The organism is Rhodopseudomonas sp. G2_2311 (genome assembly GCF_047501505.1).
Taxonomy (GTDB): domain Bacteria; phylum Pseudomonadota; class Alphaproteobacteria; order Rhizobiales; family Xanthobacteraceae; genus Rhodopseudomonas; species Rhodopseudomonas palustris_H.
This window is the reverse complement of sequence record NZ_JAZDRK010000008.1, coordinates 23690-50021: the sequence shown is the minus strand read 5'-3', so window position 1 is coordinate 50021 and position 26332 is coordinate 23690. Positions and strand designations below refer to the sequence as shown.

The 26332-nt window shown below is 65.5% G+C and carries 24 protein-coding genes; 7 read left to right on the top strand and 17 right to left on the bottom strand.

Going from position 1 to position 26332, the window contains the following annotated elements; genetic code table 11:
• Positions 1–68 precede the first annotated feature (68 nt).
• On the top strand, positions 69–746 hold the full coding sequence (locus tag VRZ08_RS13085) for a TetR/AcrR family transcriptional regulator (protein WP_107345508.1): 678 nt from the start codon (positions 69–71) through the stop codon (positions 744–746).
• Between the two features lie 223 nt (positions 747–969).
• Here the strand turns inward: VRZ08_RS13085 and VRZ08_RS13080 are convergent, their stop codons facing one another.
• The 8 genes from VRZ08_RS13080 to VRZ08_RS13045 all read right to left on the bottom strand — a co-directional run bounded on the left by VRZ08_RS13080 (position 970) and on the right by VRZ08_RS13045 (position 9880).
• Complete coding sequence (locus VRZ08_RS13080; RefSeq protein WP_414532794.1) at positions 970–1473, bottom strand: phasin; 504 nt, start codon at positions 1471–1473, stop codon at positions 970–972.
• Between the two features lie 216 nt (positions 1474–1689).
• Positions 1690–2004 carry a poly(R)-hydroxyalkanoic acid synthase subunit PhaE gene (locus tag VRZ08_RS13075; RefSeq protein ID WP_164636073.1) on the bottom strand — a complete coding sequence of 105 codons (315 nt, stop codon included), beginning with the start codon at positions 2002–2004 and terminating at the stop codon, positions 1690–1692.
• A 47-nt stretch (positions 2005–2051) separates the two neighbouring features.
• Positions 2052–2843, bottom strand: coding sequence for an esterase/lipase family protein (locus VRZ08_RS13070; protein ID WP_414532793.1), 792 nt, complete (start codon positions 2841–2843; stop codon positions 2052–2054).
• 18 nt (positions 2844–2861) lie between these two features.
• Positions 2862–3116 carry a DUF6489 family protein gene (locus VRZ08_RS13065; RefSeq protein ID WP_011159311.1) on the bottom strand — a complete coding sequence of 85 codons (255 nt, stop codon included), beginning with the start codon at positions 3114–3116 and terminating at the stop codon, positions 2862–2864.
• A 90-nt stretch (positions 3117–3206) separates the two neighbouring features.
• Positions 3207–4460 carry an FAD-dependent oxidoreductase gene (locus VRZ08_RS13060; protein ID WP_414532792.1) on the bottom strand — a complete coding sequence of 418 codons (1254 nt, stop codon included), beginning with the start codon at positions 4458–4460 and terminating at the stop codon, positions 3207–3209.
• A 277-nt stretch (positions 4461–4737) separates the two neighbouring features.
• Positions 4738–7842, bottom strand: coding sequence for a MexW/MexI family multidrug efflux RND transporter permease subunit (locus VRZ08_RS13055; protein ID WP_264053067.1), 3105 nt, complete (start codon positions 7840–7842; stop codon positions 4738–4740).
• 141 nt (positions 7843–7983) lie between these two features.
• Positions 7984–9177, bottom strand: coding sequence for an efflux RND transporter periplasmic adaptor subunit (locus VRZ08_RS13050; RefSeq protein WP_414532791.1), 1194 nt, complete (start codon positions 9175–9177; stop codon positions 7984–7986).
• 1 nt (position 9178) lies between these two features.
• Positions 9179–9880 carry a TetR/AcrR family transcriptional regulator gene (locus VRZ08_RS13045; protein ID WP_107356532.1) on the bottom strand — a complete coding sequence of 234 codons (702 nt, stop codon included), beginning with the start codon at positions 9878–9880 and terminating at the stop codon, positions 9179–9181.
• Between the two features lie 228 nt (positions 9881–10108).
• Here VRZ08_RS13045 and VRZ08_RS13040 point away from each other — a divergent pair, with 228 nt between their 5' ends.
• The gene (locus VRZ08_RS13040; protein ID WP_414532790.1) at positions 10109–11329 is read left to right on the top strand and encodes a cytochrome P450; all 1221 of its coding nucleotides are present in this window, start codon (positions 10109–10111) and stop codon (positions 11327–11329) included.
• A gap of 170 nt (positions 11330–11499) precedes the next feature.
• A complete protein-coding gene (locus tag VRZ08_RS13035; protein WP_414532789.1) occupies positions 11500–13059 on the top strand; it encodes a L,D-transpeptidase in 1560 nt (519 codons plus the stop codon).
• 7 nt (positions 13060–13066) lie between these two features.
• On the opposite strand, the gene VRZ08_RS13030 is transcribed toward VRZ08_RS13035, so the two are convergent.
• Complete coding sequence (locus VRZ08_RS13030; RefSeq protein ID WP_414532788.1) at positions 13067–13936, bottom strand: VOC family protein; 870 nt, start codon at positions 13934–13936, stop codon at positions 13067–13069.
• A gap of 344 nt (positions 13937–14280) precedes the next feature.
• On the opposite strand from VRZ08_RS13030, the gene VRZ08_RS13025 reads away from it, so the two are divergent.
• A complete protein-coding gene (locus VRZ08_RS13025) occupies positions 14281–15174 on the top strand; it encodes a sugar kinase (protein ID WP_414532787.1) in 894 nt (297 codons plus the stop codon).
• Positions 15175–15281: 107 nt separating this feature from the next.
• Here the strand turns inward: VRZ08_RS13025 and VRZ08_RS13020 are convergent, their stop codons facing one another.
• The 3 genes from VRZ08_RS13020 to VRZ08_RS13010 form a co-directional block, all read right to left on the bottom strand.
• Positions 15282–16499: an NAD(P)/FAD-dependent oxidoreductase gene (locus tag VRZ08_RS13020; RefSeq protein WP_414532786.1), complete on the bottom strand. Its 1218-nt coding sequence runs from the start codon at positions 16497–16499 to the stop codon at positions 15282–15284.
• A 122-nt stretch (positions 16500–16621) separates the two neighbouring features.
• A complete protein-coding gene (locus VRZ08_RS13015; protein WP_414532785.1) occupies positions 16622–18118 on the bottom strand; it encodes a glycosyltransferase family 39 protein in 1497 nt (498 codons plus the stop codon).
• A gap of 7 nt (positions 18119–18125) precedes the next feature.
• Positions 18126–19262 (bottom strand): glycosyltransferase, encoded by a 1137-nt coding sequence (locus tag VRZ08_RS13010; protein ID WP_414532863.1) that lies wholly within the window; start codon positions 19260–19262, stop codon positions 18126–18128.
• 251 nt (positions 19263–19513) lie between these two features.
• Between VRZ08_RS13010 and VRZ08_RS13005 the strand changes: the two genes are divergently transcribed.
• The 3 genes from VRZ08_RS13005 (at position 19514) to bcsS (ending at position 21718) form a co-directional block, all read left to right on the top strand.
• Positions 19514–20320 (top strand): DUF72 domain-containing protein, encoded by an 807-nt coding sequence (locus VRZ08_RS13005; RefSeq protein WP_414532784.1) that lies wholly within the window; start codon positions 19514–19516, stop codon positions 20318–20320.
• Positions 20321–20465: 145 nt separating this feature from the next.
• Positions 20466–20723: a hypothetical protein gene (locus VRZ08_RS13000; RefSeq protein ID WP_107356539.1), complete on the top strand. Its 258-nt coding sequence runs from the start codon at positions 20466–20468 to the stop codon at positions 20721–20723.
• Between the two features lie 95 nt (positions 20724–20818).
• Entirely contained in the window at positions 20819–21718 is a 900-nt protein-coding gene (gene bcsS, locus VRZ08_RS12995) for a cellulose biosynthesis protein BcsS (protein WP_414532783.1), read from the top strand.
• Between the two features lie 11 nt (positions 21719–21729).
• Here the strand turns inward: bcsS and VRZ08_RS12990 are convergent, their stop codons facing one another.
• From VRZ08_RS12990 to VRZ08_RS12970, 5 genes are all read right to left on the bottom strand, one after another.
• On the bottom strand, positions 21730–22335 hold the full coding sequence (locus tag VRZ08_RS12990; protein ID WP_414532782.1) for a hypothetical protein: 606 nt from the start codon (positions 22333–22335) through the stop codon (positions 21730–21732).
• Positions 22336–22659: 324 nt separating this feature from the next.
• Positions 22660–23832 (bottom strand): ABC transporter permease, encoded by a 1173-nt coding sequence (locus VRZ08_RS12985; RefSeq protein ID WP_414532781.1) that lies wholly within the window; start codon positions 23830–23832, stop codon positions 22660–22662.
• Entirely contained in the window at positions 23829–24782 is a 954-nt protein-coding gene (locus VRZ08_RS12980; RefSeq protein WP_414532780.1) for an ABC transporter ATP-binding protein, read from the bottom strand. Before VRZ08_RS12980 ends, VRZ08_RS12985 begins: the two co-directional genes overlap by 4 nt.
• Positions 24779–25582 (bottom strand): HlyD family secretion protein, encoded by an 804-nt coding sequence (locus tag VRZ08_RS12975; RefSeq protein ID WP_414532779.1) that lies wholly within the window; start codon positions 25580–25582, stop codon positions 24779–24781. Before VRZ08_RS12975 ends, VRZ08_RS12980 begins: the two co-directional genes overlap by 4 nt.
• On the bottom strand, positions 25579–26295 hold the full coding sequence (locus VRZ08_RS12970; protein WP_414532778.1) for a TetR/AcrR family transcriptional regulator: 717 nt from the start codon (positions 26293–26295) through the stop codon (positions 25579–25581). The genes VRZ08_RS12975 and VRZ08_RS12970 overlap by 4 nt, the downstream gene beginning before the upstream one ends.
• Positions 26296–26332 lie beyond the last annotated feature (37 nt).

Here is a 26332-nt window from a genome sequence, read left to right as displayed (position 1 = left end):
GCAAGTGTCGGAACCAGACACCCGTGGTGCGTCGCAGCGCGCCTCGGCGGATAGGATCTAAACGCACCATGGCGCGCACGCGAGCCACCGACTACGACGATAAACGCCGCGGCATTCTCAGCCGTTCCGCAAGGCTATTCGCCGAACACGGCTACACCGGCACGTCGATCACCATGATCGCCGATGCCTGCGGCGTCTCGAAGGCGCTGATGTATCACTACTACCCGTCGAAGGATGCGGTGTTGTTTGATCTGCTGGAGGATCACCTGCAGCATCTGGTGACGGTGGTCGACGCCGCTGCGCAGGGCGAAAGCGATCCGAGCGATCGTCTGTTTGCGATTTCGGCGGCGCTGCTCGAAGCCTATCGCGGCGCCGATGCCGAGCATCAGGTGCAGATCTCCAGCCTGAAGCTGTTGCCGCCGGAGCAGCAGGAAACCCTCAAGGCGCTGGAGCGCAAGCTGGTGGTATCGATGTCCGACGCGATTGCCGCCGCGATCCCGGCCGCGGCCGCCAAGCCGGAGCTGCTGAAGCCGCTGACGATGTCGCTGTTCGGCATGCTGAACTGGCATTATCTCTGGTTCCGCGAAGGCAAGGGCCTGTCGCGCGAAACCTATGCGCAGATGGTGACGACGCTGATGATCGCCGGCGCCGAACAGGCGATCGACGCGATCACGGAGCCGGCCAAAGCCGAGCGCGCAGCACCGCGGAAGAAGAGCGAGCGCGTGCCGGTGGCGCGGCGGGCGTAGCGTCGTACGGACTCTCCAATTGTCATTCCGGGGCGCGCGCAAGCGCGAACCCGGAACCTCTCTCATTACTAACAACCTCGGGATTCCGGGTTCGCTCGCTGTGCGAGCGCCCCGGAATGACCGTAGAGGTGCCTCATAAAAGAAAGGCCCGCGTGAGCGGGCCGAGGTCGGGAGGAACAGCGAGCCTCGATCGTCAGAGGCTCGGGGTCGTCAGCAGCAGCCGTTACGCCGACTTGCTGAAGGTCTTGGCGAAATTGTCTTGCACCGACTTGGCGCTGTCGCTGACCAGCTTGCCGAAGTACTCAGTGGCGGACCGGGCGCGCGACACCAGCACCTCGCCCTGCGAACGCGCAAGGTCGGTCTGGATCTGGAACGCCTCTTGGACCGACTTCGCCGACGCCAGCTTATCGATGCCGGAGAAGAACGTTTCGGTGTCCTGATAGATCGCCTGCTGGATGTTGCGGGTGATCTTGGCAGCTTCGCTCACCGAATTGGCGACGGTTTCCTCGATCGCCGAGGTTACCTTCTCCGAACCGGCGTGGAAGTCCGCGACCTTCTCCTTGGCAGTGCCGGCGGCACGCCTGACGAAGTCGCGGGCGGCTTCCGGAACCTCGAGGGTCTGGAAGTTCTTGAACGCGTCGGTCACCGGCTGAAACGCCTGCTTGACGCTGTCGGCGACGGTTTCGGCCGCCTGAGTGTAGCTCTCGTGATTAGCAGTATCGGTCATCTGAAATCTCCATCCTCGTCTGAGCCATGGTCTTCCCGTCCGACCTGCGGCCCGGGCAGGTAAAATATGACATAAACCATGTTGCGTCGCAACATGAATGTTGCGACGCAACAGAAATGACACCTTAAACCATTGTAGTTACGTAAATTTTCGAAACTAGCGACACAATCAAAACGTGTTGACCGACATCTTCACGCCAATTTGGAACTTTGCTGGCTAGCCTTTCGGCTTCCCTGCCTTTGCCGGCTGGACCGCAGCAGCCAGCTCGTCGAGCCGCCGCTCGACCTCGGCGAGCCGGGTGTTGAATTCCTGCATCTGCGCACGCGACGGCAGATTCATACCGGCTAGATATTTGTCCATCATGTCGGCGAACTGCTTGTGCGCCTCGGCGGACGCACCGCCGACCTGCTGCGCCACCTTGCCGAGCTCCGGCGACGCCAACGCCTGATTGGCGAAGGCCGCAAAACCCTTGCTCATCTCGCCGAACATCGTCTGCCACGCCGCTGCCGGATCGTTGTCCTTGTCGGCCATTGCCGTCTCCCCTCTTGGTTTTGCGCGGCGCGCCGCGCGAGGACCTTTTAGCGGGTCGGCGGGGCGTAGGCGAAGCCAAACGGACCGGAGCGATCGAACGGCGTGAACGTCCCCTCCGGCTGCGCCAGCCGATCGGCGATCGCCCACAGCACCGCGGCGTTGACGATCAGGCCGATATGGCTGGCGAGCACAACCTCGATGTTCTCGGCGCGCGGCGACGGCGCCAGATGCGAGGTGCGCCAGTTCACGATGCCGTCGGTGCGCGAATAGATCGATGTGGTCGGCACCGGCATCTCGCCGCCGAGCGGTTCGAGGTCTTCGAGCTGCACCTCGGTCAGCTCTTCGCCAGACAGCTTCTCGTAGATCCGCTTGGCATTGGTGGCAGTGACGTCGCCGGTGAACGGGCTGCCGAGCGTGACGATATCGCGCACCATCTCCGGCGCATGCAGCGCCAGATCGCGCGCATAGACGCCGCCGAGACTCCACCCGACCAGACTGACCTTGCGGCCAGTCGCTTCATGAACCGCAGTGAGCCGGTCGCGCAGGCGGGCACGCATCCGGTAGATCCCGCCGAGATTGCGGCCGAGCTCCCAGGCGAACACCTGATAGCCGAGCTGCCGCAGATAGCGCCGCATCGGCGCGGTCGACAGGTCGCTGGCGAGCAGACCGGGCAGCACCAGCACCGGATGGCCGTCGCCACGCGGCGCCTGTAGCAGCAGCGGCGACAGCAGCAGGCTGGCGTTGAATTCGAAGAAGCTGCGCGCCTCGGCAAGCAGCAGCGCGACGCTCGGCGGCTTCAGCCGCTCGCGATTCGGGCTAGCACCGCGGTCGGCGGGCATCGCGTCTCCAATGATCGGTTACTTCTTATCCTTGGTCAGCGCACTGCCGAGGCCGGTCATGGAAATGAACATCTCGCCGAATCGTTCGGCGAGCTTCGGATCGAAGGTGAACCAAGTCTTCATCAACGCCTCGGGCGACACCTTTTCGATGTTCGACAGCATCTGCTCCTGCAGCTTGTCCATCACCGCGGTCTGCATGGGCTGCACGTCGGGAAGTCCGAAGAACTGCCGCGCTTCCTCCGGCGTGCAATCGATCTCGACGTTGACTTTCATGGCCGCTCCACAGTCCTGCATTGACGCGTCAACCAGTATCGCCGCGACTGGTGCCGCGATGCAAGCGATCCGACGCGCGGACGCGGCGCTTCAACCGAAGCGTTCTGCGGAGAACGGCTGAGGATCGGTGAGCGGCTGTTCACCGGTCATCATCTCGGCGAGCAGCCGTCCGGTAACTGGACCGAGCGTCAGCCCGTGATGCTGATGGCCGAAATCGAACCACAGTCCGGGATGGCGCGGCGCGCGGCCGATCAGCGGCAGCATATCCGGCAGGCACGGCCGCGCGCCCATCCATGGCTGCGGCTCGATGGTGTCGCCGAGCGGGAACAGCGCGCGCGCCACCGGCAGCGTCTGCGCGATCTGCACCGGCGACGGCGGCGCATCGCGGCGCGCGAACTCGGCGCCGGTGGTCAGGCGAATGCCGCGGTTCATCGGCGCCAGCAGATAGCCGCGATCGGCGTCGAGCACCGCGTGCTGCAGACGTGCATTGCCGCGCGGCGTGAGATGGACGTGGTAGCCGCGCTTGACGCCGAGCGGAAAGCGATAGCCGAGCGGCTTGAACACCAGGTCCGACCACGGCCCCATCGCCACCACCACTTCGCGCGCGGTAACGATTCCGAGTTCGGTCGCGACCCGCCAGCCGCCCTCTTCCTGCTGCAGCGTGCGCGCATCGCCTTTGACGAAACGGCCGCCGCGCCGGGAGAACAACGCCGCGTAGGCTTTGACCAGACCACCCGGATCAGGGATCGAGCCCGGCTCCAGCCAGTGGATCGCGCCGGCAAAATCGCCGGTGAGGTTCGGTTCGCGTTCGGCGATGCCGGCACGATCGAGCACGTCGGCGACGACGCCGAACTGCCGCGCCCGCTCGAGATCGCCGAGCGCCTTGGCAAAGCTCTTCGGCGATCGAAACAGCTTGATCCAGCCGGTCTTGCGCAGCAGCTCGGGCACGCCGGCGTCCGCGATCAACGCCTCGTGCTCGGCGAGGCTGCGCCGGATCAGCGGCAATGCCGCCTGCGCGGTCTGCGCCGCGCGGCGCGGCGACGACGCGAGGAAATACCGCACCAGCCAGGGTAGGAATTCGGGAATGCCGGAGAGCTGATAATGCGCATCGGCCGAGCCGTTCAGCGCGTAGCGCAGCAGATGGCCGGGATCGCGCGGAAACATGTAAGGAAACACCGAGGCGCATTCGATCAGCCCGGCATTGCCGTAGCTGGTCTCGTCACCCGCCGTGCCGTTGCGGTCGACCAGCACCACATCTCGGCCGCGGCGCTGCAGGTGCAAGGCTGCGCAGACACCGACGATGCCCGCGCCGAGCACCACGACATCGGTCTCGTTCCGCTTCATGGTTCCGAGTTAAGCGCATCGGTGCGATTTCGCAAACGCCAAACCGCATTTGCAATGGTGCCATAACGGCGCATCACGACTGAGGCCGCATGGTGCAAACGGTGTCGTCACCGAGCGCTCAAACGCCGGGCAACGCGCTCTCTTTCGCATCATTGCGACAAGCAGATTGACGAGGCCGCGACAGCAGATGTCGGCGCGATGACGAATCGCGCGGGCGAAAAAGAAAATGGCGGGCCGAGCGGCCCGCCATTTTTGGTCGGATTGTCGCAGTCTCGTCTCAGCTCGGCTTCAGCGCCGGAGAGCCGTGCTCCATCTCATAGTCTTCGATCTGCTTGGCGCGATCGGACTCCAGCGCGGCGCGGTGATCGGTGCCGATCGCCACATACACCGCCGGCAGCACGAACAGCGTGAACAGCGTGCCGATCATCATGCCCGCCACCACGACGAGGCCGATCGAGAACCGGCTGGCGGCACCCGCGCCCGAGGCGGTGAGCAGCGGTAGCAGGCCGGTGACCATCGCGGCCGTGGTCATCAGGATCGGCCGGAGCCGCACCCGCGCCGCCTGTTCGATCGCGGTGCGCTTGTCGAGCGCCTCCTTGATCTGCAGTTCGCGGGCGAACTCCACCATCAGGATGCCGTGCTTGCTGATCAGGCCGACCAGGGTCAGCAGGCCGACCTGGGTGTAGATGTTGATCGTCGCGACGCCGAAGAACAGCGGGATCAGCGCGCCGCAGATCGCCATCGGCACCGTGATCATGATCACCAGCGGGTCACGCAAGCTTTCGAACTGCGCGGCGAGCACCAGGAAGATGATGATCAGCGCGAAGCCGAAGGTGATGGCGAGCTGGTTGCCTTCCTGCACATACTGCCGCGCATCGGCGAGGTAGTCGTGACTGAAGCCGGACGGCAGGTTCTTGGCCTGCTGTTCGAGGAAGTCGACCGCCTGGCCGACGGTGACGCCCGGCATCGGCACCGCCTGGAAGGTGGCGGAGTTGAGCTGGTTGAAGTGCGTCAGCGCGTTCGGATCGGTGGCGGTCTCGATCGTCACCAGCGTCGCCAGCGGCACTTGCTGCCCGCTGGCGCTCGGCACGTAGAAGCCGTCGAGCGATTGCGGGGTCAGGCGGTCGGCGCGCGGCACCTGCGGGATCACCTGATACGACCGGCCTTCGAGATTGAAGCGGTTGACGTAGTTGCCGCCCAGCAGCGTCGCCAGCGTGGTGCCGAGGCGCTGCATGTTGATGCCGAGGTCGCTCGCCTTGGTGCGGTCGATCGTCACCCGCACCACCGGCTGGTTGAAGTCGAGATCGCTGTCGGCGACGATGAACAGGCCGCTCTTGCGCGCCGCGTCCTTCAGCTTGACCATCTCCTCATACACGGCGCGGAAGCCGGCGGTGGAGTTGATCACCATCTGGATCGGCAGGCCGCCCGGACCGCCGGGCAGCGGCGGCAGGTTGAAGGCGAAAGCGTTGACGCCCTCGATCTTGCTGAGCTCCTTCTGCACCAGCGGCTTGAGCTGCATGGCGCTGCGCTTGCGCTCGTCCCACGGCTTCAGCAGCATGCCGGCGATGCCGTTGTTCGGACCCGACGTGCCGTTCAGGATGAAGCGAAGGTCGGTTTCCGGGAAGCTGGCATAGGCCTTGTCGAGCTTCTCGCCGTAGTAATTGGCGTAGTCGATGTTGGCGTATTTCGGCGCCTTGGTCACCGCGAACACGATGCCCTGGTCTTCTTCCGGCGCCAGCTCCTTGGACGTGTTCATGTACATGAAGCCGACGAGGCCGAGGATCACCACGGCGAACATGCCGGTGATCGGGCGGTAGTCGAGCGAGCGGTCGAGCTGCCGGCCGTACCAGCGGGTGATCGAGCTGAACACTTGGTCGACCTTGCGGGCGAACCAGCCCTGGCTCTCCTGGTGCTTGAGCAGCACCGAGCACATCATCGGCGACAGCGTCAGCGCGATGATGCCGGACACGATCACCGAGCCGGCGAGCGTGAAGGCGAACTCGCGGAACAGCGCGCCGGTGAGACCGCCGAGGAAGCCGATCGGCGCGTACACCGCCGCCAGCGTGATGGTCATCGAGATCACCGGGCCGACGATTTCGCGGGCGCCGATCAGCGCCGCCTGGACCGGACTTTTCCCCTCCTCCAGATGGCGGTGGATGTTCTCCACCACCACGATGGCGTCGTCGACCACGAGACCGATCGCCAGCACCATCGCCAGCAGGGTCAGCAGGTTGATCGAGAAGCCCATCGCCAGCATCGCGGTGCAGACGCCAATCAGCGACAGAGGAATCGTCACCACCGGGATGATCACCGACCGCAGCGAGGCCAGGAACAGGAAGATCACCACGATGACGATGCCGACCGCTTCGATCAGCGTCTTCTCCACCTCGTCGATCGACGAGCGAATGAACTTGGTCGAGTCGTAGGCGACCTTCATGCTCATCGAGGGCGGCAGGTTGCGCTCGATCTCGGGGAACAGTGCGCGCACGCCGGTGACGATGTTGAGCGGGTTGCCCTGCGGGGTCGCCTGTACGCCAATGAAGATCGCGCGTTCGCCGGAGAATGCCACGCTGCTGTCGGTGCTCTGCGCCGCAAGTTCGACGGTGGCGACGTCCTCCATCCGCACGAAACCGCCGCTCTGCGCCTTGACGATCATTCGTTTGAATTGATCGACGTTTTGCAGGTCGGTGTTGGTGGTGATGTTGGAGACCGTCAGATAGCCCTTGGTCTGACCGGCCGCCGCCTGGAAGTTATTGGCCTGGATCGCCGCCGTGATGTCGTTCGGCGACACGCCGCGGCCGGCCATCCGTATCGGATCGAGCCAGATCCGCATCGCGAAGGTCTGGCCGCCGAGAATGTCGGCGGATGCGACGCCGTCGACGGTCGACAGCACCGGCTGCACCACGCGCGTCAGGTAGTCGGAGATTGCCGACCCCGACAGCTCGTTGCTGGCGAAGCCGATATACATCACCGCCGTAGTCTGGCCGGTCGACTTCACGATCACCGGGTCGTTGGCTTCCTTCGGGATCAGGTATTTGACCGAATTCACCTTCGCCAGCACTTCGGTGAGCGCCTGGTTGGGATCGAAGTTGAGCTTGACGTAAACCGTGATCAGGCTCTGGCCCTGGGTCGACGACGACGTGATGTAGTCGACGCCTTCGGCCGAGGCCACCGCCTGTTCGAGCGGGGTGGTGATGAAGCCCTGCATCAGATCCGGTGACGCGCCCGGATAGGTCGTGGTGATGGTCACCACGGTATTGGACAGCTTCGGATATTGCCGGATCGGCAGCGTCATCGCGGCGCGAAAGCCGACCAGCAGGATCAGCATGCTGACCACCAGCGACAGCACCGGACGCTTGATGAAGATGTCTGTGAGGACCATACGGACGCTCCGTGGCGCACACCCGGCGCGCCTTGCGCGACCGAGCTGCGGTTGAGTTGTCCCCGGACGGCGACGATCGCCGGCCGGACCTGTTCGATGACGAGCGGGCCGCGCCAGTGGGCGCAGCCGGCGCTCCTTGTGTTAGTAGCGCGGCGGCGTCTTCGGCTGCGGCGGAGGCGGATCGGTCGAGATCGCGACCGCGGCACCCGACTGCAGCTTGAGCTGGCCGACCGCGACGACGCGATCGCCCGGATTCACGCCGGTCAGGATCACGGTGCGTCCGTCGATGCGGTCGCCGGTGCGCACGAAGGTCCGCACGGCCGACAGCTTGGCCTGGCCGTCCTCGCCCTTCTCTTCCTTGATGAGGAAGACCGAGTCACCATACAGCGTGTAGTCGACCGCCGTCTCCGGCACGGTGACCACCGCCGGCTTGTCCGGCAGCACCACGGTGGTGGTGGCGAACATGCCCGGCCGCAGCACGTGCCCGGGATTGTTGAGCGTGGCCTGCACCCGGATGTTGCGGGTGTCGGACGCGATCTGCGGCTCGATCGTGGTGATCTTGCCTTCGAAAACGCGGCCCGGATAGGCGTCGACCTTCAGCCGCACGAGCTGCCCGACCGCCAGCGTGCCGGAATCCTTTTCCGTCACGGTGATGTTGGCATAGACCTGCGACAGGTCGGTGAGCGTCACGATCTGGGTGCCGGCGCTGAGATACTGGCCGACTTCGACGTGACGAACGCCGAGAATGCCGTCGAACGGCGCGCGCACCGTCTTCTGCGAAATCAGCGCCTCGGTCTTGGCGATGCCGGCATTGGCCTGATCGAACGCCGCCTGCGCCGAGTCCACCGTCGCCTGCGGGCCGAACTGCCGGGCCGCAAGCTGCTTGGCGCGGTCGAGCGACAGCTCGGCGACCTTGGCTTGAGCCCGGTAGTTCGCCAGATCCGCCAGCTCGGTTTCGTCGAACAGCTTGACCAGCGGCGTGCCCTGCTTCACCTCCGAGCCAGCCTGAAACAGGATGTCGGTGATGCGGCCGGAGACGTCCGAAGTGACGTTGACCTGATGCACGGCCGCCAGATCGCCGACCGCGGTGAGCAGATTGGGCAGCACTTCGGTCTTCGCCTCGGCGACCGTCACCGTGATCGGCGGCGGCTTGTTGTTGGCGAAGAACTTCGCGATCATGTGGTTGCGGAAGGCGTTGAAGCCGACCAGACCGCCGACCAGCAGAGCCAGCAGCAATCCGACGATGATGAACCAGCGCACCGTCCGCACCGGACGCGGGCGGGGCTTCTCGCTGGAGCTCCGCGCCGACGGCGGAGTTTCTGTCGCAAGCGTCATGTCATGCACTTTCTGTCGTTTCCGCCTTGATCCGGCCCGGCGACAATTCGCGGTCGAGATGAGCGGCAATTACGGCTTCGTTCAGACCAATTCCACGTAGGATGAATTCACACATCTGGCGCTCGTGGCTCGCGGCGTTGCCGTAGCTCAGGCAAGGCACCGACGGCAGCCGCGCCAGCGCCGCCATCAGCAAGGTGTGGTGGGCGAACCAGAACAGGTTCATCGGCTCGTCACCGATCTTGACTGCGTCGCCCGCTTCCACCGCCCGCTCCAGCGACGACACGAAGGTCCGACCGATCAGCCCGGCGACCTTTTCATACACCAGACGGGCGAACTCGCCGTCGTCGAGCTGGCTCGAGACCAGCAGCCTGAGACGCTGATCCTCCTCCTGCTCCGGCTGATCGGAGGCGTGGAGGAAGTGCTCCACCATCTCCCGCACCAGCACCACCAGCGTCTGGGTCGAGGGCTCGGCGCCGAGCAGGTCCATCAAGGCCGGATCGGCTTCACGCTCGCACGCCAGGATCTCGGCATACAGCGCGGCCTTGCTCGGGAAATGCTTGAACAGCAACCCTTCCGAGATCGACGCGGCGGCCGCGACGCTCTTGGTGGTGGTCCCTGCAAAGCCATTCCGGGCAAAGCAACGCTTGGCTGCGCTCAGGATCAATTCCCGGCGCAAGTCGCTCGTCATGCGCAGTGAAGTCATCTTGTGAGTAGGCACTCACCTTTGCACTTGTCAATCAGGATCGCTGCGACGCACTAAATCGTGAGTGTTGAGATTGGCTGAAACCGGCTGCTCCCGGCCGGCGCCAGCCCTCGAACCGGCCGCATGACATGCGTCGCCCAGGTTCCCGCCGCAAGACCCGACCTGCGGATTTCCTTACCGTTTCGGCAACGTCGTAAATCGCCTATAGACGTAAAAAACGGGAATGACATGGAAACGGCCCCAGCAGAGCTCGCGGAAGCGTTCGATCTCGCACGCCTGACGCCCGACTTTTATGACAACCCCTACCCGACCTACCACGCACTGCGGGCGCACCAGCCGGTCAAGCGATTGGCCGGCGGCGGCTATTTCCTGACCCGCTACGACGATCTGGTCGCGGTCTACAAGAACACCACGCTGTTCTCGTCCGACAAGAAACGCGAATTCGCGCCGAAATACGGCGATTCGCTGCTGTTCGAGCACCACACCACCAGCCTGGTGTTCAACGATCCGCCATCGCACACCCGCGTCCGCCGCCTGATCATGGGGGCGCTGACGCCGCGGGCGATCGCCGGCATGGAGCCGGACCTGATCGGGCTGGTCGACCGGCTGCTGGATGCGATGGCCGCCAAGGGCCGCGTCGACCTGATCGAGGACTTTGCCGCGGCGATCCCGATCGAGGTGATCGGCAACCTGCTCGGCGTGCCGCACGACGAACGCGCGCCGCTGCGCGGCTGGTCGCTGGCGATCCTCGGAGCGCTGGAGCCGGTGATCGGGCCGGAGGCATTTGCGCTCGGCAATGAGGCGGTGGCCGAGTTTCTCGGCTATCTCGACACCTTGATCGCCCGCCGCACCGCCGAGCCCGGCGATCCGGAGCGCGACGTGCTGACGCGGCTGATCCTGGGCGAGACCGGCGGCGAGAAGCTGACCGCCAAGGAGCTGCTGCACAACTGCATCTTCCTGCTCAACGCCGGACACGAGACCACCACCAACCTGATCGGCAACGGCCTGGTGACGCTGGCGGCCAATCCCGATCAGAAGCAGCGGCTGATCGCCGAGCCTGCGCTGATCAAGACCGCGGTCGAAGAAATCCTGCGCTACGAGAGCTCCAACCAGCTCGGCAACCGCATCACCACCACTGAGGTCGAGATCGGCGGCATCGCCATGCCAGCCGCAACTTCGCTGACGCTGTGCATCGGCGCCGCCAATCGCGATCCGGCGCAGTTTGCCGATCCCGACCGGTTCGACGTGTCGCGCAGCCCGAACCGGCATCTCGCCTTCGCGTCAGGTCCGCATCAATGCGCCGGCATGGCGCTAGCGCGGCTCGAAGGTGCGATCGCGCTGGCGCGGTTTCTCGCGCGCTTCCCGGACTACGTGCTCGACGGTCCGCCGCAGCGTGGTGGCCGGGTCCGGTTCCGCGGTTACCTCAGCGTCCCCTGCCGGCTCGGTTAGCGCCGGCCGCTCCATCGCGCCGCCGCATTGTGCTGCGAGGTCTCACCCCGACAGCCTTCGTTGCTTCGCCTCGGCGTGCAACCGGTAGCGGCGCGTTGTGATTTCGATGATCATGGTGTGCAGAGATTCGTCCGGTCCGTGGGGCCCAGAACGATCACGAGCGAGGCGTAGTGAACCGACCGACGATCATGCATGGCGCCTCACGGCGCTTCAGGACGCCCGCCCTCCTCACCCTGGCGACGCTGCTCGCCGTTGCAGCCCCGGCGCCTGACGCCGACGCCAAGCGGGCGCGCCCGGCGGCGACCACCGAGGCGACCGCACCGCGCGAGGCCGGCGAGCCGATCATGGCGATCGTCTCGATCAAGGGCCAGCGGGTGACTCTGTACGACTCCGAAGGCTGGATCTATCGCGCGCCGGTCTCGACCGGCACCACTGGTCGCGAAACCCCGGCCGGCGTGTTTGCCGTGGTCGAGAAGGACAAGGACCACCGCTCGACGATGTACGACGACGCCTGGATGCCGAATATGCAGCGCATCACCTGGAACGGCGTTGCGTTGCACGGCGGTCCGCTGCCCGGCTATCCCGCGTCCCACGGCTGCGTCCGAATGCCGTACGAGTTCGCCGAGAAGCTGTTCGACAAGACCCGGATCGGGATGCGGGTGATCGTGTCGCCGGAGGACGTCGAGCCGGCCGATATCAGCCATCCTGTGCTGTTCTCGCCGAATGCCGAGGCGCTGGCCGCCGCGCCGATGCGCGCCGAGACTGCGGTCCGTGAGGCCGAGCAGGCCGCCCAGGCGGCCGATGAAGCCAAGGCCGCCGCGACCGCAGCCGCCCGCGCGGTGAAACCGCTGAAGGACACCTTGCGCAAACTGGAGCGCGCCAAGGCACGAGCCGAGGCGGCGCTGAAGGCGGCCGACAAGGTGCTGGTCGCCGCCAGCACGGACGAAGCCAAGGCCAAGGCGGAAGAACGGCAGCAGCAGGCCGCACAGCAGCTCGGCGAAGCCACCACCCAGCTCGAGACGGCCAAAGCCGACGCGGACGCCAAACACGCCGCCGCAGCCGCCACCAAGGAGGCAGCGAAAACTGCCGCGGCGAAGAAGGCCGAGACGGCGAAGCTGGCGACCGACGCCAAGCTCGCGCAGGAGCCGGTGTCGATCTACATCAGCCGCTCGACCCAAAAGCTCTACGTCCGCCGCAACACCCGCAAGCCGCTGCCCGACGGCGGCGAATTGTTCGACTTCTCGATCGAGGTGCCGGTGACGATCCGCGATCCCGAGCGGCCGATCGGCACGCACATCTTCACCGCGATGGCCCGCAACGACGCCGGTCTGCGCTGGAGCGCGGTGACGATCGAGAGCGCCGATGATGCCAAGAGCGCGCTCGACCGCGTCACGATCCCGCCGGAGGTGCTGGAGCGGATCGGCCCGACCGCGCTGCCCCGCTCCTCGATCATCATTTCCGACGAGCCGCTGAGCGCGGAGACCAACTACCGGACCGAGTTTGTCGCGGTGCTGAGCGATCAGCCGCAGGGCGGCTTCATCACCCGCAAGCCGACCAGCAGCGACGTTCCGGTGGCCAGCAGCGATGACTGGAACGATGGCGGCTTCGGATTCTTCTTCCAGCCCAGGGAGCAACGTGTCCCTGCGCAGTCCCGTCGCGGCCGTTATGGCGAGGGCTATTACCGCCAGCCGCAAGACTACTATCGTCAGGAGCAGCCGGGCTGGTGGTAGCGCCGCGCTACGCGTCTTCCTCCGCCGAGTCGAGAGTCTGGGGCGGCGTCCGCTGCACCAGCAGGGTCGGAATCCGGCGGGTGCCGCTGCGCACCGTGACGACGCGGGTGTCGGCGTGGCGCCCGGCCCGTGACGCGGAGACGGTCAGGCCGGCGGCGAGCAGCCGCTCGCGCGCCGCCTCGACATCGTCGACGCGCCAGCCGACGCCCCACAGCTTGTCGTTCTTGGCGTCCGAGCCCGCCACCGGCCGGTGCACCACCTCGATCCTGAGATCGCCGCAGTGGAACGACATCAGCCGCCCCCAGTCCTGCTGCGAGCGGTCCAGTGCCATATCGAGCCCAAGCCGGGCGCCGTACAGGGCCGCCGCGCGATCGGGATCGGAGGTCGAGATCACCAGATGATCGAGGCCCACCACCGGGGCCGGCCCAATCACCTGCGAGTGCGGCCGCTCGGAGCCGAGCTCGAGGAAGAACATCCGCACGCCGCGGGTGGTCTCGGTCGCGGTCCGGGTGCGTTTCCAAGTCAGCGTCGCGCCGGTGATGCGGTCGCGACCTTCCACGTCGGCGACCGGCGTCGGCTGCAGCGCCACCCGATCCAGCCGATAGCGCGCAGCGTTCGCGTCGGCGACCCGGAAGCACAGGCTGGCGATCCCCTCGCCCTGCAGCTTGATCAGGGTGCGCAGCCGCTCCGCGCTCTGCGAGGTGCCGGCCGGCGCCATGAATTCCAGCGACATGTTGTCGAAGGTAAACAGAACGTTGTCGGAGCCCTCGTCGCCCCCGCGCCAGGCCGGCGCGCGGGCCAGCAGCGTCTCATAGGTCGCGACCGCCTCGTCCAGATCGCTGACCAAGACGACGAGATGATCGATGGCGGTGATCATGGACGTTCCCCCGCAAGCACGCCGCCCCACGCAGTGATTTGCCGCACGATGCTATCGGGTTTGCCGCGCCGGTTCATCGGCGCGCAATCCCCGGGCGATGCCGAGGTGCCGCCCGCGGCGCTGCCACCGGACGTGCCATAAGCCGTTCGCTCGCACGCGACTGCCACCCTCGCCTCCCTGATCGCGCCTGCCCGGAACAAGGCAGCGCGCGCGCCGTTATGACTGGATTTTCGGCGAAACCGCTGTCGTATCAGTTGTGACCCTGCGGAAAATTTTAGCGAATGCGCCGCGAACGGCAATGCTATGCTGAACGCGCCGGATCAGGTCGCAGCCTCGGGACTCTCATGCACGCACTCTTCATCGGACAGACCTATATCGACGTCACCTTCATCACCGACCATCTTCCGACCGGCGACGAAAAGCACGTGGCGTCCGACTACGCGGTGTCGTTCGGCGGCAACGCGGTGACCGCGGCATTCTGCTGCGCCAAGCTCGGGATCGTGCCCGACCTGATCGCCACCATCGCCAACGACTGGCTGGGGCGGATGTTCATGGACATGAGCGCGAAGTACGGCATCTCGGTGCACCCGCGCAAAGTGAACACCTCGTCGCTGTCCTTCATCATGCCGAAGGACGGCAAACGCGCCATCGTCCGCTGCCGCGACGACGAGCATATCCATCCGTTCCCACTGCTCAACCTCGGCGAGTGCCGCGCCCTGCATGTCGACGGCCATCAGCCGGACGCAGCGATCCACTACGCAAAACTCTGCCGCGAGGCCGGTATTCTGACCTCGCTCGACGGCGGCGGCCTGCGCACCAACACCCACGAGCTGTTGGAATTCATCGACGTCGCGATCGTCGCCGAGCGACTGTGCGAGCAGATGGACATGACGCCAGAGAAAATGCTCGAGTATCTGAAGTCGCGCGGCTGCCGGGTCGGCGGCATCACCCTCGGCGAGCGTGGCCTGTATTGGTACGACGAGGCCGGCACGATCCGCACCCTGCCGGCGCTGCCGATCCCGCGCGAGCGGGTGATCGACACTAACGGCGCCGGCGACGTCTTCCACGGCGCCTATGTGTTCTCGTATCTGAACAACCCAGCGCAGAGCTGGCAGCACCACTTCGAATTCGCCCGCGCCGCTTCTACCTTCAAGATCCAGAAGCTCGGCAACGAAGCCGGGCTGCCGACGGTCGCGGATATCGAGGCCGTCAAGCGCGAGTTCGTGGCGGCGGCGTAAAGCGCCGGGGACGTCATTGCGAGCGAAGCGAAGCAATCCAGCCCCGTGCACGAGGCCTCTGGATTGCTTCGTCACTGCGTTCCCCGCAATGACGGGGCTTCTACGCCTTACGCCATCGCCTTCTTCAGATCGAAGCTGAGATCGGCGGCCTGTTCGGGCGTGACCGATTTGTCGAGGGGAAGAATTTTGCGGCCGAACACGTGGTCGGCGGCGCGGTTGACGGACTCGATGCCGATCAGCTTGCCGGCCTTGTAGCAGAACGCCGAGAATGAACGTTCGGCGACGCTGCCGCGGATCACCACCTGATCGAAGCCGGCGGTGAGCCCGACGATCTGCAGCTTGTCGTCGCCCTGATCGGACCAGAACCACGGATAGCCGTCGTACGGCTTGGCCTCGCCGGTCAGCCGCGCGGCGACGCAGCGTGCCTGGTCGGTGGCGTTCTGCACCGACTCCACCCGCAGCGTCTCGCCGAACCGGACACTCTCGAACAGCGCGCAGTCGCCGATCGCCGAGATGTTCGGATCACTGGTCAGAAGCTGCTGATTGACGATGATGCCGGCGGCGGTCGGCAGGCCCGCTGCGGCGGCGATTTCGACATTCGGGATCACGCCGACGCCGACCACCACCAGATCGCAGGGCAGCGTCTGACCGTTGCTGAGCGCAACGCCGGTGACGCGATCGCCGTCGGCTTCAATCTCGGTGGCGCGGACGCCGTAATGCATGCGGATGCCCGCCGCGGTGTGGCGATCATGGAAGTAACTGGAAATCTCCGGCGTCACTGCACGCGCCATTACTCGCGGTGCCAGTTCGACAACGTCGACCTCGAGGCCCTTGCCCCGTGCAGTGGCGGCGAATTCGAGACCAATGAAGCCGGCACCGATCACCACGACGTGCTTCTTGTCCGGCATCCGCTGGCGGAGCACTTCGCTCTCGTCGAGCGTGCGCAAGTACAGCACGTCCGGCAGCAAGGCGTTGGGCACGTCGAGCATGCGGTTGCGCGCGCCGGTGGCAAGCACGAGGTGGCCGTACTCGATCGCTGTACCCGAGGCGAGCAGCAGCTTGCGGCCGTCGCGGTCGATCGACACCATCCGGTCGGAGATCAGCTCGATCGCCTGATCCTGGAAGAATTTCTCCGGGCGAAACATCAGCGAGTTCGGATCGCCGCCGCTCTTGAGATACGCCTTCGACAGCGGCGGCCTCTGATACGGCAGGTGCTTTTCGTCGTTGATCAGCGCGATACGCCCGGCGTACTTCGCCTGCCGCAGCGATACGGCGACCTGAAATCCAGCGTGTCCGGCTCCAGCAATCAAGACCGTGTCGTTCATCGTTGAGCTCGTCGTGTTGGGGAAACGGCGCGGCGGACGCGCGGGAGGTGGGGATCGGCCCCAGGCTCTAGCACACCCGGCCACCGCAGGTCAGCACGTTTGCCGAGGACCTGCCCGTCGCCTCAATAGATCGGCGGCCGGAAATCGAGGATCGGCCCCTTCGGCTCCGACAGCGCGTCCAGCGCCACCGCATCGACCAGCAGCGGCCCGCGCGAGCGGGTAACCGCGCCGACCCGCTCGATCTTGCCGAACGCCGCTTGGATATCCGGCCGCGCCGCGGCGTTGTCGACGCCGACCAGCAGCAGCGGCCCCGCCAATTGCTGGGCCGTCGGCGCCGGCGCCGCGAGCCAGCGGAATCGTTCGCCGCGCTGAACCACGCAGATGCCGGGCGGCAGATAGAACTCCAGCCAGCCCGTGGTGCCGTAATCGTCGGTCAGCACGCAGCTCGCGCCGATCCGCCGCCGCACTTGATCGATCTCCGCCACCATCTGCGGCACGCCGACGCCGACCGACCGTACCGTCGCGTCGCGGCGATACCCGGTCAGCGCGCCGGTGTTGACCTGCACCACCACCAGCGCGAACAGCACCGCGCCGGTCGACACCGCCCAGCGCCGGCAAACCGTCACCAGGCGGGCGATGCCGGGCGTCCAGTGCCGGTAGGCGGCACCGACTGCGGCGGCGAGCGCGAACGCCGGATACAGCGGGCTCAACCAGTTCGCCTCGACGCGGTCGTGCAGCGCCTGCCAGGTGAAATACAGCGCGATCGTCCACACCGTGGCGGCGACCAGAACGCGCGACGCTGCCGGCCCGGTGCTGCGCTTGCCGAGCGCGATCAGGCCCATCACACCGAGGATGAACACGAACGGCGTCGCCAGCACGAACTGGGTCGGGATCAGTTCTGCGACGTAATGCGGCTCGAACCCGCCGAGCTTGGCGCGGCCGAACTGCTTGACGAAGGAAATCCACTCGTGCTGCGCGTTCCAGATCACCACCGGCGAGAACAGCGCGAACGCGACCACGCCGCCGAGATACGGCCACGGCGACAGCAGCCAGCGCCGCAACTGTGGCACCCAGAGCAGCCAGATCAGGATCGCCGGACCGAAGAACAGCGCGGTGTATTTCGACAGCAGCGCGAGCCCGACCGCGACGCCGACCGCCAGCCACCACACGCCCCTGCCCGTCGCCGCAACCTGCGCCAGAGCGAGCAGAACGAAGCTGGACGCCACCAGCAGCGGCGCGTCCGGCGTGACGATGGTGGTGCCGGCCGACACCATCATGGTGGCGTTGAGCAGCACGGTTGCGGTGGCGGCAATGCGCTCGTCGTCGAACAGCAGAACCGCGGCGCGCCACACCGCCCAGCTCATCGGCAGCGCCAGCAGGATCGACACCAGCCGGACGCCGAATTCGGTGTCGCCGGCGATCAGCGTGCCGAGCTTGATCACCACCGCCACCATCGGCGGGTGATCGAAATAGCTGAGGGCGAGATTGTTCGACCAGGTCCAGTAATACGCCTCGTCGAAGGTCAGCGGCGTGACCGCCGCGGCGAGCAGCCGGAGTGCAACCAATCCGACCACGACCAGAATCGTGGCGACAGCGGGACGCCGCATCGCGTCGCTCATCGGCCGATCATCGCTTGCGCCAGACGAACAGGCCGGACATCGCGTAGTTCCACACCACGCCCATCAGCGCACCGGCCGCGCCTGCCAACCACCAGGTGATGTGCTCGTTGTACACCGCGAAGGCGACGCCGACATTGGCGAGCAGACCGACGCCGCACACCAGATAGAACAGCAGCAGGCCGCGGACGATCGCGAAGCCTTTGAGCCGCTGGTCGCGATAGGTCAGGAAATTGTTGAGGATGAAGTTGCTGGTCATCGCCACCAGCGCGGCGGCGCCCTGCGCCTCGGCGAACGGCTGTTCGAACACCTTCAGCACGACGAACAACGTGACGAAGTGCACCACCACGCCGGTGGAGCCGACCAGCGCGAACAGGATGAAGCGCAGCGACAGCACGTCGTGGCTGAATTTCGCCAGCACCAGGCCGAGGAAGTCGAGGGCCACCATCGAGTCGAGCTTGCTCTCGCCGTGCAGCCGCGAGCCGAAGGTGAACGGCACCTCGACGATGCGCAGGCTGCCGCGCGCGGTCGCGATCACGTCGAGCAGGATCTTGAAGCCCTGGGTCGAAAGCTCGGGTGCAAGCTGTTCGAAGCGGTCGCGGCGGATCATGAAGAAGCCGCTCATCGGGTCAGCGACCTCGATCTTCAGCGCCTTCTGGGCGACCTGGGTGGCGATCGAGCTGATCCCGGCGCGCTGGCGGTTGAAGCTGTCGGCGCTGCCGCCTTCGATATAGCGGCTGCCGATCACGAGATCGGCGGCGTTGCTCTCCAGCAGCGACAGCATTTTGGCGAGCTGGGTTTCGTCGTGCTGCAGGTCGGCGTCCATCACCGCGGCATAGGGGGCGCCGGACGCCAGGATGCCTTCGATGCAGGCGCCGGACAGGCCGCGCCGGCCGATCCGGCGGATGCAGCGCGCGCGCGGATCGCGGCGCGCCATCTCGCGGACCACCTGCCAGGTGCCGTCGGGAGAATTGTCGTCGACGAAAATGACCTCCCAGGCCACGCCGACGAGCGCTGCTTCCAACTTTCGGAACAGCAGCTCGACATTGTCGCGTTCATTGAAGGTCGGGACGACCACCGAGAGCTGCAGCGGAACCGCCGCGGGCTGGGCACGGGTCGCGACCGCGGCTGGGCTGGCATCGATCATCGCGCCATGCGTATAGCGGCGCACACGAGCTCTGCCAAGGCGAGCCCCGGGCGATTTGGATCAGAAATGTTTTGAAATCGGGTGGCTATGGCACCCAAAAAGGTCAACGACCACGAACAACAGGTGCGCGTACATCCGGCGCTCCCTACTATTCAGTGGTCGTCTCGGCGTCGCACGCTCCGTATCGAAGCATCGACGTCGCCGTTGCAACCAAGATAGGAACGGGGTGCAACTTTCGCAAGGGGTCAGACATGAAGAAAGCTCAGGCAGGCAACATCCGGATCGGGATCGGCGGTTGGACCTACGAGCCTTGGCGCGGCGTGTTTTATCCGGACAAACTGCCGCAGCGGCGAGAGCTGGAATATGCCGCCTCCAAGCTGACCTCGATCGAGATCAACGGCACCTTTTACGGCTCGCAGAAGCCGGAGAGTTTCCGCAAATGGGCCAGCGAGGTACCGGAGAGCTTCGTGTTCTCCCTGAAGGGGCCGCGGTACGCCACCAACCGCAAGGTGCTGGCGGAAGCCGGCGACAGTGTCGACCGGTTCTACCATTCAGGCGTACTCGAGCTCGGCGACCGGCTCGGCCCGGTGCTGTGGCAGTTCGCGCCGACGAAAAAATTCGACGAGGCTGACTTCGGCAAATTTCTTGAGCTGCTGCCGCGCGAGATCGACGGCCGCAAACTACGGCATGTCGTCGAAGTTCGACATGACAGTTTCAAGACGCCGGCGTTCATCGCGCTGCTGCGCCAGCACAAGATTCCGGTCGTGTACTCCGAGCACGCGACCTATCCTGAGATCGCCGACATTACAGGTGATTTCGTCTACGCACGGCTGCAAAAGGGCAAGGACGAGATCGCCACCGGCTATCCGCAGAAGGCGCTTTCGGCCTGGGCCGAGCGGCTGCAGGTCTGGGCTGATGGCGGCGAGCCCGACGATCTGCCGAAGGTCGATGCGGCAGCGGCAAAGCCGCGCAAGCGCGACGTGTTCGCCTATGTGATTCACGAAGGCAAGGTACGCGCACCCGCCGCAGCGATGGAATTGATCAAACTCGTCGGCTAAGTTGCGGCGGTACACGCCCAACTGAGCGGACGTGACGCGCGACATTGCGTCACCGCAAGGCCTTGCGACCGATCAATGGGATAGTCAGAGGCGGCGGGCTAGGCTCGCGCTCATGTACTACATCAACAAAAGGATCCGTTTTCGGATGGACAAGATCGACTTCATGAACGGACAGATCAAGGCGCTGGTCAACTTCGCCAATGCGCTGATCAAGTCGCATCCGTCGCCGGCGATTCTGCGCCACCATTTCGAAACCAAAGCCCGCGCCGCCCCGAACGCACCACAGGGCCTGTCCCTGTCCGAAGCCTATATCGACGGCATGGCCGATATCGATCGTCAGCTCGCAGTGGCGCTCGAACACGCAATCGCACGCCGCGACCAACACGATCCGCAGCCGGACTAATATCGACAACCCTACAACGTACTAGACAGTCGCCACAACCAGGACTTTAATACGTAAATATTGTCACGTATTAGTTGATTACCTGAGTAGTGGCGATGCGTTTCGGCTGGGTGGTGAGCGCGTTCGGGCTCCTCGCGGTCTTGATCGCGCAAGCCGGCTGCGCCACCGCCCAGACCTTCGATCCCTCGCTCGACGAGCCCGAGCTCGACCTTCCGGCGCCGCCCTCGTTCGATCTCGGCGCGGTGACCCCGCTGGACATCGCGAGCGCCGACGCCAATGACGACGAGGGACTAACCGGCGACCTTCCGGCCGGTCGAAGCAACTTCTCTCCTTTGGCCGACTTGGCTGCCGACCGGTTCAGCGGCGGACAACATGCGTCGCTGCTGTTCGGCGGCTACGATCTGTGGCGCAACGGCGCCTCGCTCTACGGCGGGTTCGAATGGTTCGGCGGCGGCACCGCCGAGAATGGCCCGGTGGTCCGGCTGATGGCGTCGGAAGCTTTGGAGCGTTACCAGACCGGGCGCTTCATCTATATCAACGACATTTCCCGCGCCTCGGTGCTGGCGGGCTGGCGTTTCAAATCCGGCGCGTTCGAGCTGAAGATCCTCGCCGGCCCCGATCTCGAGAACCGCGCCTCGATGCCCGACTACCGCGAGCAGCGCTGGCGCGGCACCCATGGCGGCGTGCGTATCGCGGTGGAGAGCTGGGCCGAGCCGACCCCGGAGACGATGCTGTCGTCATCGTTCTACGCCAGCACGATCGCCGGCAGCTACGGGGCACGGCTCGCCGCGGGCTGGCGCATGTTCGACGCGTTTTGGGTTGGGCCGGAGATGTCCGGCTCCTCGGATGAATTCAGCCAGCAGACCCGGATCGGCATCCATCTCACCGGCTTCGAGATGGCGGCGATGGAATGGTCGGCGGCCGCCGGCTACGTCCGCGACAGCTACGGCCGCAGCGGCATCTACAGCCGCCTCGGCGCATCGCTGAGGCGGTAGCACGCCGTGGTTCAGCGAGAGAATGCCTGAGCGCCTGCGTCCCACGGGCGGTCACCGTCGATCGCACTTGCACCAATCTCCCAACCCGGACCGCCCCACAACACATCGACTGTCCACAGCTTACCGTCGCGGTCGCGAATGAAGAACAAATTGGGCGTCGCGTTAATGAGTAGCGCACCGCTCTCGCCGTTCGGCTGCAAACTCAACAGGCACCACAATTCGCCAAGCGAGGTCTCACCGCGATCGCCGAGCCACGCGACGATCTCACTGGCGCGGGCGGGACGGCGCAGATGAAACGGCTGCAGTATTGCGCGCGCGGACGCTGGCTCGAGCTTGTCGACAAAGCGCTGCTTGAAGGTTGTGCCGAGCCAACTAATCGCGACCGCCGAACGCACCGCAGCGCTCTCACGGAAGTATTGCGCAGCGACGAATCCCTCCGTGCCCACCGAGGCGGTGGTCGATGGCTCGGCGCTATCCGATGGTGGACATCTCTTCGCCAGTTGCGGCTCTAGCAGTTCGGCGCCCGGCCGCAGCCCGGGCTGGGCCGATTGTGCGTGGCCAGTGCTGGCCACCGCACTTACGGCAGCGACGATCATCAAGCGAGCGATCAGCGACATCCCCGTCTCCACTTACTTTCTGGAAACAACGGTAGAGCGGGATGAAACGCTGTAAATACTTCGATTAACACTTGGTTAAGGATAACTATTCAATAAAATTGAGCTCAGTATTGAGATTTATATTTCTCAAAACATCCCATTTCTTCAGAACACTCCGCTGCGGCGGATCGCGCAGGAAACCTGAGCATCTCAAACCATTTACCGAGGAAACTGCGCGCCACGGCCAACAACTCATTGCGGCTGCAACATTGGGCTGCCGCGCCCGAGCGGAGCCGAAGTCGAATCTGCGCACGAGGCGCCCCTGTGGAAAAGCTCGAAAGACGATCAGTCGAGCGTGCGGCGGAATCGGGTGACGGCGATGGTCATCGCGATCAGCATCAGCGTCAGCAGTGCGATCGCGTCGTACTGAAGGTTCTCCAGCGTCGAGCCCTTCAGCATGATGGCGCGGACGATGCGCAGGTAATGCGTCAGCGGCAGGCACTCACCGATATACTGCGCCCAGATCGGCATGCCGGCGAACGGGAACATGAAGCCGGACAGCAGGATCGACGGCAGGAAGAACATCATCGACGCCTGCATTGCCTGCAGCTGGTTCTGCACCAGCGTCGAGAAGGTGTAGCCGATCGCGAGGTTCGTGGTGATGAACAGCGTCGACAACAGCGCCAACATCGCCAGGCTGCCGCGCAGCGGCACGCCGAACAGCAAGACGCCGATGCCGAGGATCAGCGACGCCTGGATGAAGCCGACGCCGACGTAAGGCAGGATCTTGCCGAGCATCACCTCGACCGGCGTGATCGGCATCGACAGCAGGTTCTCCATGGTGCCGCGCTCGATCTCGCGGGTCACCGACAGCGCGGTGAAGATCAGCATCGTCATGGTCAGGATGGTGCCGACCAGACCGGGCACGATGTTGAGCCGCGATGAGGCGGCCGGATTGTAGCGGGCGTGGGCGCGGATCTCGAACGGCGGATTGGCGGGATCACCGCCGACACGGTCGTGCATCAGCGCGGTTTGCACGATCTGCCCGAGCGCCGACAGCGCTGAGCCGGCGGCGACCGGATCGGTGGCATCGGCCGCGACCAGGACCGCCGGCTTGTCGCCGCGCCGCACTGCGCGTTCGAACCCGCGCGGAATTTCGACCCCGAACAGCACGCGGCCGGACAGCAGCAAATCATCGAATTCGGCGACGCTGTGCACCTCGCGGGTGAACTTGAAATACGCGGTGTTCTCCAGCGCCTTCAGGATCGAGCGGCCGAGATCGGAATCCTCCTGCAGCAGCACCGCGGTCGGCAGATGCCGCGGCGTGGTGTTGATGGCGTAGCCGAACAGCAGCAGCTGCATCACCGGGATCACGATGATCATCGCGAAGGTGAGACGATCGCGCCTGAGCTGGATCAGCTCCTTCACCAGCATCGCGTAGGTCCGGCGCAGGAAGCCGAACCGCGGCTCCTTGATCGGCGCGCCTGGCGTCGGCGCATCGGCTCCGGCCGCGGTCATTGGAAGTTGTCCTTCGACCGGCTCATCAGCTCGATGAACACGTCCTCGAGCGATGGCGCGCCGTGCTGCCAGCTCTGCCGCGGGTTGCTGCGATACGGCGCCAGGGTCTGCTCGAGCGCGGCCTGATCGCGGCCGGAGACGTGCAGGCTGGTGCCGAACGGAGCCACCATGTCGACGCCCGGCTTGCCGGCAAGCTCGTGCGCCAGCGGGCCGAGGCCATCGCCGGTGGCGACCCAGGTGGTGAGTTGCGAGCCGGCGATCACCTGATCGACGGTGCCGTGCGCCAGCAGATGGCCGTAAGCGATGTAGGCGATCTCGTGACAGCGCTCGGCCTCGTCCATGTAGTGGGTCGAGACCAGCACGGTGAGACCTTCGGCGGCGAGCGCGTGGATCTCGTTCCAGAAGTCGCGGCGGGCTTTCGGATCGACGCCGGCGGTCGGCTCGTCGAGCAGCAGCAATTGCGGATTCGGCAACGTGCAGGCGCCGAGCGCCAGCCGCTGCTTCCAGCCGCCAGAGAGTTCGCCGGCAAGCTGCTCCTCGCGCCCTGACAGCCCGAGCCGCTTGATCATCTCGCGCGCCGCGCCGCGCGCATCGGGCACGCCATACAGCCGGGCGACGAATTCGAGATTCTCGCGCACCGACAGGTCCTGATACAGGCTGAAGCGCTGCGTCATGTAGCCGACGCGGCGCTTGATCTTGGCCGCATCGGTGCGGATGTCGAAGCCGAGACAGCTGCCCTCGCCGCGGTCGGGCGTCAGCAGCCCGCACAGCATCCGGATCGTCGTGGTCTTGCCGGAGCCGTTGGGACCGAGAAAGCCGTAGATCGAACCGCGCTTCACCTGCATCGACAGGTCGTGCACCACCTCGCGGCCGTTGAACGACTTGGTGAGGCCGCGGACATCGATCGCGATGTCGCGGGCATCGGCCGCGATGGTCGGCTCGGCGGTCATGGCTTGCTGGCCGCCACCGGCGAAGGCGCTGCGGCTGCCGGCGGCAAATACACGCTGACCGGCTGGCCGACCCGCAGGCTCACCGGCTTGTTCGGCCGCGCCTGGATCAGATAGACGAGCTTGTTGCGCTCATCGAGGCTGTAGATCACCGGCGGGGTGTACTCCGCCGTGGTCGAGATGAAATAGATCTCCGCCGACAGATCGGCCGCGCAGTTATCGCACGTCACCCGCACCTTCTCGCCGATCGCGAGCTTCGGCAGCTCCGGCTCCGGCACGTAGAATCGAATCTTCATGTTGCCCGGCGGCAGGATCGACAGCACCGGCTTCTGCGCCGCCACCATCTCGCCTTCGCGGAAGTAGATCTGCTGCACTGTGCCGGTCACCGGCGCGCGGATTTCGCGGCGCGCCAGCCGCGTCTTCGAGGTCTCGACACGCGCTTCTGCGACCCGCAACGTCGAGACCGCGGCGTCGAGATTGGCTTGGGTGCCGGAGCCGGTCTTCGACAGCGACTGCGCGCGGTCGAAGGTCTGCTTGGCATTGGCAAGCGTCGCCATATTCTGGTTGAGGTCGGCCTGCTGCAGGTCGTCATCGAGCGTATAGATCAGTTCGCCGGTCTTCGCCTCGTCGCCTTCGCGCACCTTGAGCTTGGTAATGCGGCCGGATTCGTCCGGGCTGACGAAGATCAGATCAGCCTCGACCCAGCCTTGATAACCGGGATCGTTGCCCTTGCCGCAGCTTGCGAGCGCCAGCGCGAGCAGCGCCGCGGCGGCGCCGCGTAAAATAAGCGAGGGTCGCGTCATGACGCCGTCCTTTCGCCGAAAATCAGATCGAGATGCGCGCGCAGCATCGCCTGGACGTCGAGCGGCGCAAACCGGCCGAACAGCCCCTGCCAGATCACCGACAGCACCACCGGCGCGACCGCGAGCTGCGGAAACTGAGCCAGCGCCGCAGAGCTGATTTCGCCGCGGGCGACGCCGAGCTCCAGGATGCGGCGAATGCCGGCGACGCCCGGCTCGACCACGTTGCGGTAGTGAAATTCCGCCAGCGACGGAAACCGGGTGCCCTCCGCCATCACCAGCCGCAGGATGTCGCCGCGCCGTGTCTGCGCGACATCGTTCACGAAGGCGTCGGCGAAGGTCTCGAGCATCTGCCGCGTCGAAACGCCGGGCGGCGGCGGCGACGTCAGCCGCTGCATGGTCGGCACCAGCGCGGTGCGCACCAGCTCCTGAAACATCGCCTCTTTGTCGGTGAAGTGCAGATAGATCGTGCCCTTGGCGACGCCAGCACGCTTGGCAACGTCGTCGATCCGGGTCGCCGCGAAGCCGCGCGCCGTAAACTCGTCGAGCGCCGCCTCGATGATGGCGGCGCGCCGTTCCGCCGCCCTGGCGGCGCGGGTCGACGGCGCCTCCGCTGCCGAAGCTGGCTTGGCCGCGGACGAAGAGCTGCGGGCCGCAGCAGCTCGCTTCGCAGCAACGGGAGCAGAAACGGACGGAGTGTTTGAGGCGCGCTTCATCCCCACATTATGACTGACCGGTCAGTCATAATCAAGA

Bases quoted from the DNA above. Each gene is read 5' to 3' on its own strand.
- VRZ08_RS12990 (WP_414532782.1), bottom strand. From the start codon at position 22,335: ATGTCGCTGATCGCTCGCTTGATGATCGTCGCTGCCGTAAGTGCGGTG.
- VRZ08_RS13040 (WP_414532790.1), top strand. From the start codon at position 10,109: ATGGAAACGGCCCCAGCAGAGCTCGCGGAAGCGTTCGATCTCGCACGC.
- VRZ08_RS13045 (WP_107356532.1), bottom strand. From the start codon at position 9,880: ATGACTTCACTGCGCATGACGAGCGACTTGCGCCGGGAATTGATCCTG.
- bcsS (WP_414532783.1), top strand. From the start codon at position 20,819: ATGCGTTTCGGCTGGGTGGTGAGCGCGTTCGGGCTCCTCGCGGTCTTG.
- VRZ08_RS13020 (WP_414532786.1), bottom strand. From the start codon at position 16,499: ATGAACGACACGGTCTTGATTGCTGGAGCCGGACACGCTGGATTTCAG.
- VRZ08_RS13025 (WP_414532787.1), top strand. From the start codon at position 14,281: ATGCACGCACTCTTCATCGGACAGACCTATATCGACGTCACCTTCATC.
- VRZ08_RS12985 (WP_414532781.1), bottom strand. From the start codon at position 23,832: ATGACCGCGGCCGGAGCCGATGCGCCGACGCCAGGCGCGCCGATCAAG.
- VRZ08_RS13080 (WP_414532794.1), bottom strand. From the start codon at position 1,473: ATGACCGATACTGCTAATCACGAGAGCTACACTCAGGCGGCCGAAACC.
- VRZ08_RS12975 (WP_414532779.1), bottom strand. From the start codon at position 25,582: ATGACGCGACCCTCGCTTATTTTACGCGGCGCCGCCGCGGCGCTGCTC.
- VRZ08_RS13010 (WP_414532863.1), bottom strand. From the start codon at position 19,262: ATGATCGATGCCAGCCCAGCCGCGGTCGCGACCCGTGCCCAGCCCGCG.
- VRZ08_RS13055 (WP_264053067.1), bottom strand. From the start codon at position 7,842: ATGGTCCTCACAGACATCTTCATCAAGCGTCCGGTGCTGTCGCTGGTG.
- VRZ08_RS13060 (WP_414532792.1), bottom strand. From the start codon at position 4,460: ATGAAGCGGAACGAGACCGATGTCGTGGTGCTCGGCGCGGGCATCGTC.
- VRZ08_RS13075 (WP_164636073.1), bottom strand. From the start codon at position 2,004: ATGGCCGACAAGGACAACGATCCGGCAGCGGCGTGGCAGACGATGTTC.
- VRZ08_RS13030 (WP_414532788.1), bottom strand. From the start codon at position 13,936: ATGATCACCGCCATCGATCATCTCGTCGTCTTGGTCAGCGATCTGGAC.
- VRZ08_RS13050 (WP_414532791.1), bottom strand. From the start codon at position 9,177: ATGACGCTTGCGACAGAAACTCCGCCGTCGGCGCGGAGCTCCAGCGAG.
- VRZ08_RS12980 (WP_414532780.1), bottom strand. From the start codon at position 24,782: ATGACCGCCGAGCCGACCATCGCGGCCGATGCCCGCGACATCGCGATC.
- VRZ08_RS13005 (WP_414532784.1), top strand. From the start codon at position 19,514: ATGAAGAAAGCTCAGGCAGGCAACATCCGGATCGGGATCGGCGGTTGG.
- VRZ08_RS13070 (WP_414532793.1), bottom strand. From the start codon at position 2,843: ATGCCCGCCGACCGCGGTGCTAGCCCGAATCGCGAGCGGCTGAAGCCG.
- VRZ08_RS13065 (WP_011159311.1), bottom strand. From the start codon at position 3,116: ATGAAAGTCAACGTCGAGATCGATTGCACGCCGGAGGAAGCGCGGCAG.
- VRZ08_RS13015 (WP_414532785.1), bottom strand. From the start codon at position 18,118: ATGAGCGACGCGATGCGGCGTCCCGCTGTCGCCACGATTCTGGTCGTG.
- VRZ08_RS13000 (WP_107356539.1), top strand. From the start codon at position 20,466: ATGGACAAGATCGACTTCATGAACGGACAGATCAAGGCGCTGGTCAAC.
- VRZ08_RS12970 (WP_414532778.1), bottom strand. From the start codon at position 26,295: ATGAAGCGCGCCTCAAACACTCCGTCCGTTTCTGCTCCCGTTGCTGCG.
- VRZ08_RS13085 (WP_107345508.1), top strand. From the start codon at position 69: ATGGCGCGCACGCGAGCCACCGACTACGACGATAAACGCCGCGGCATT.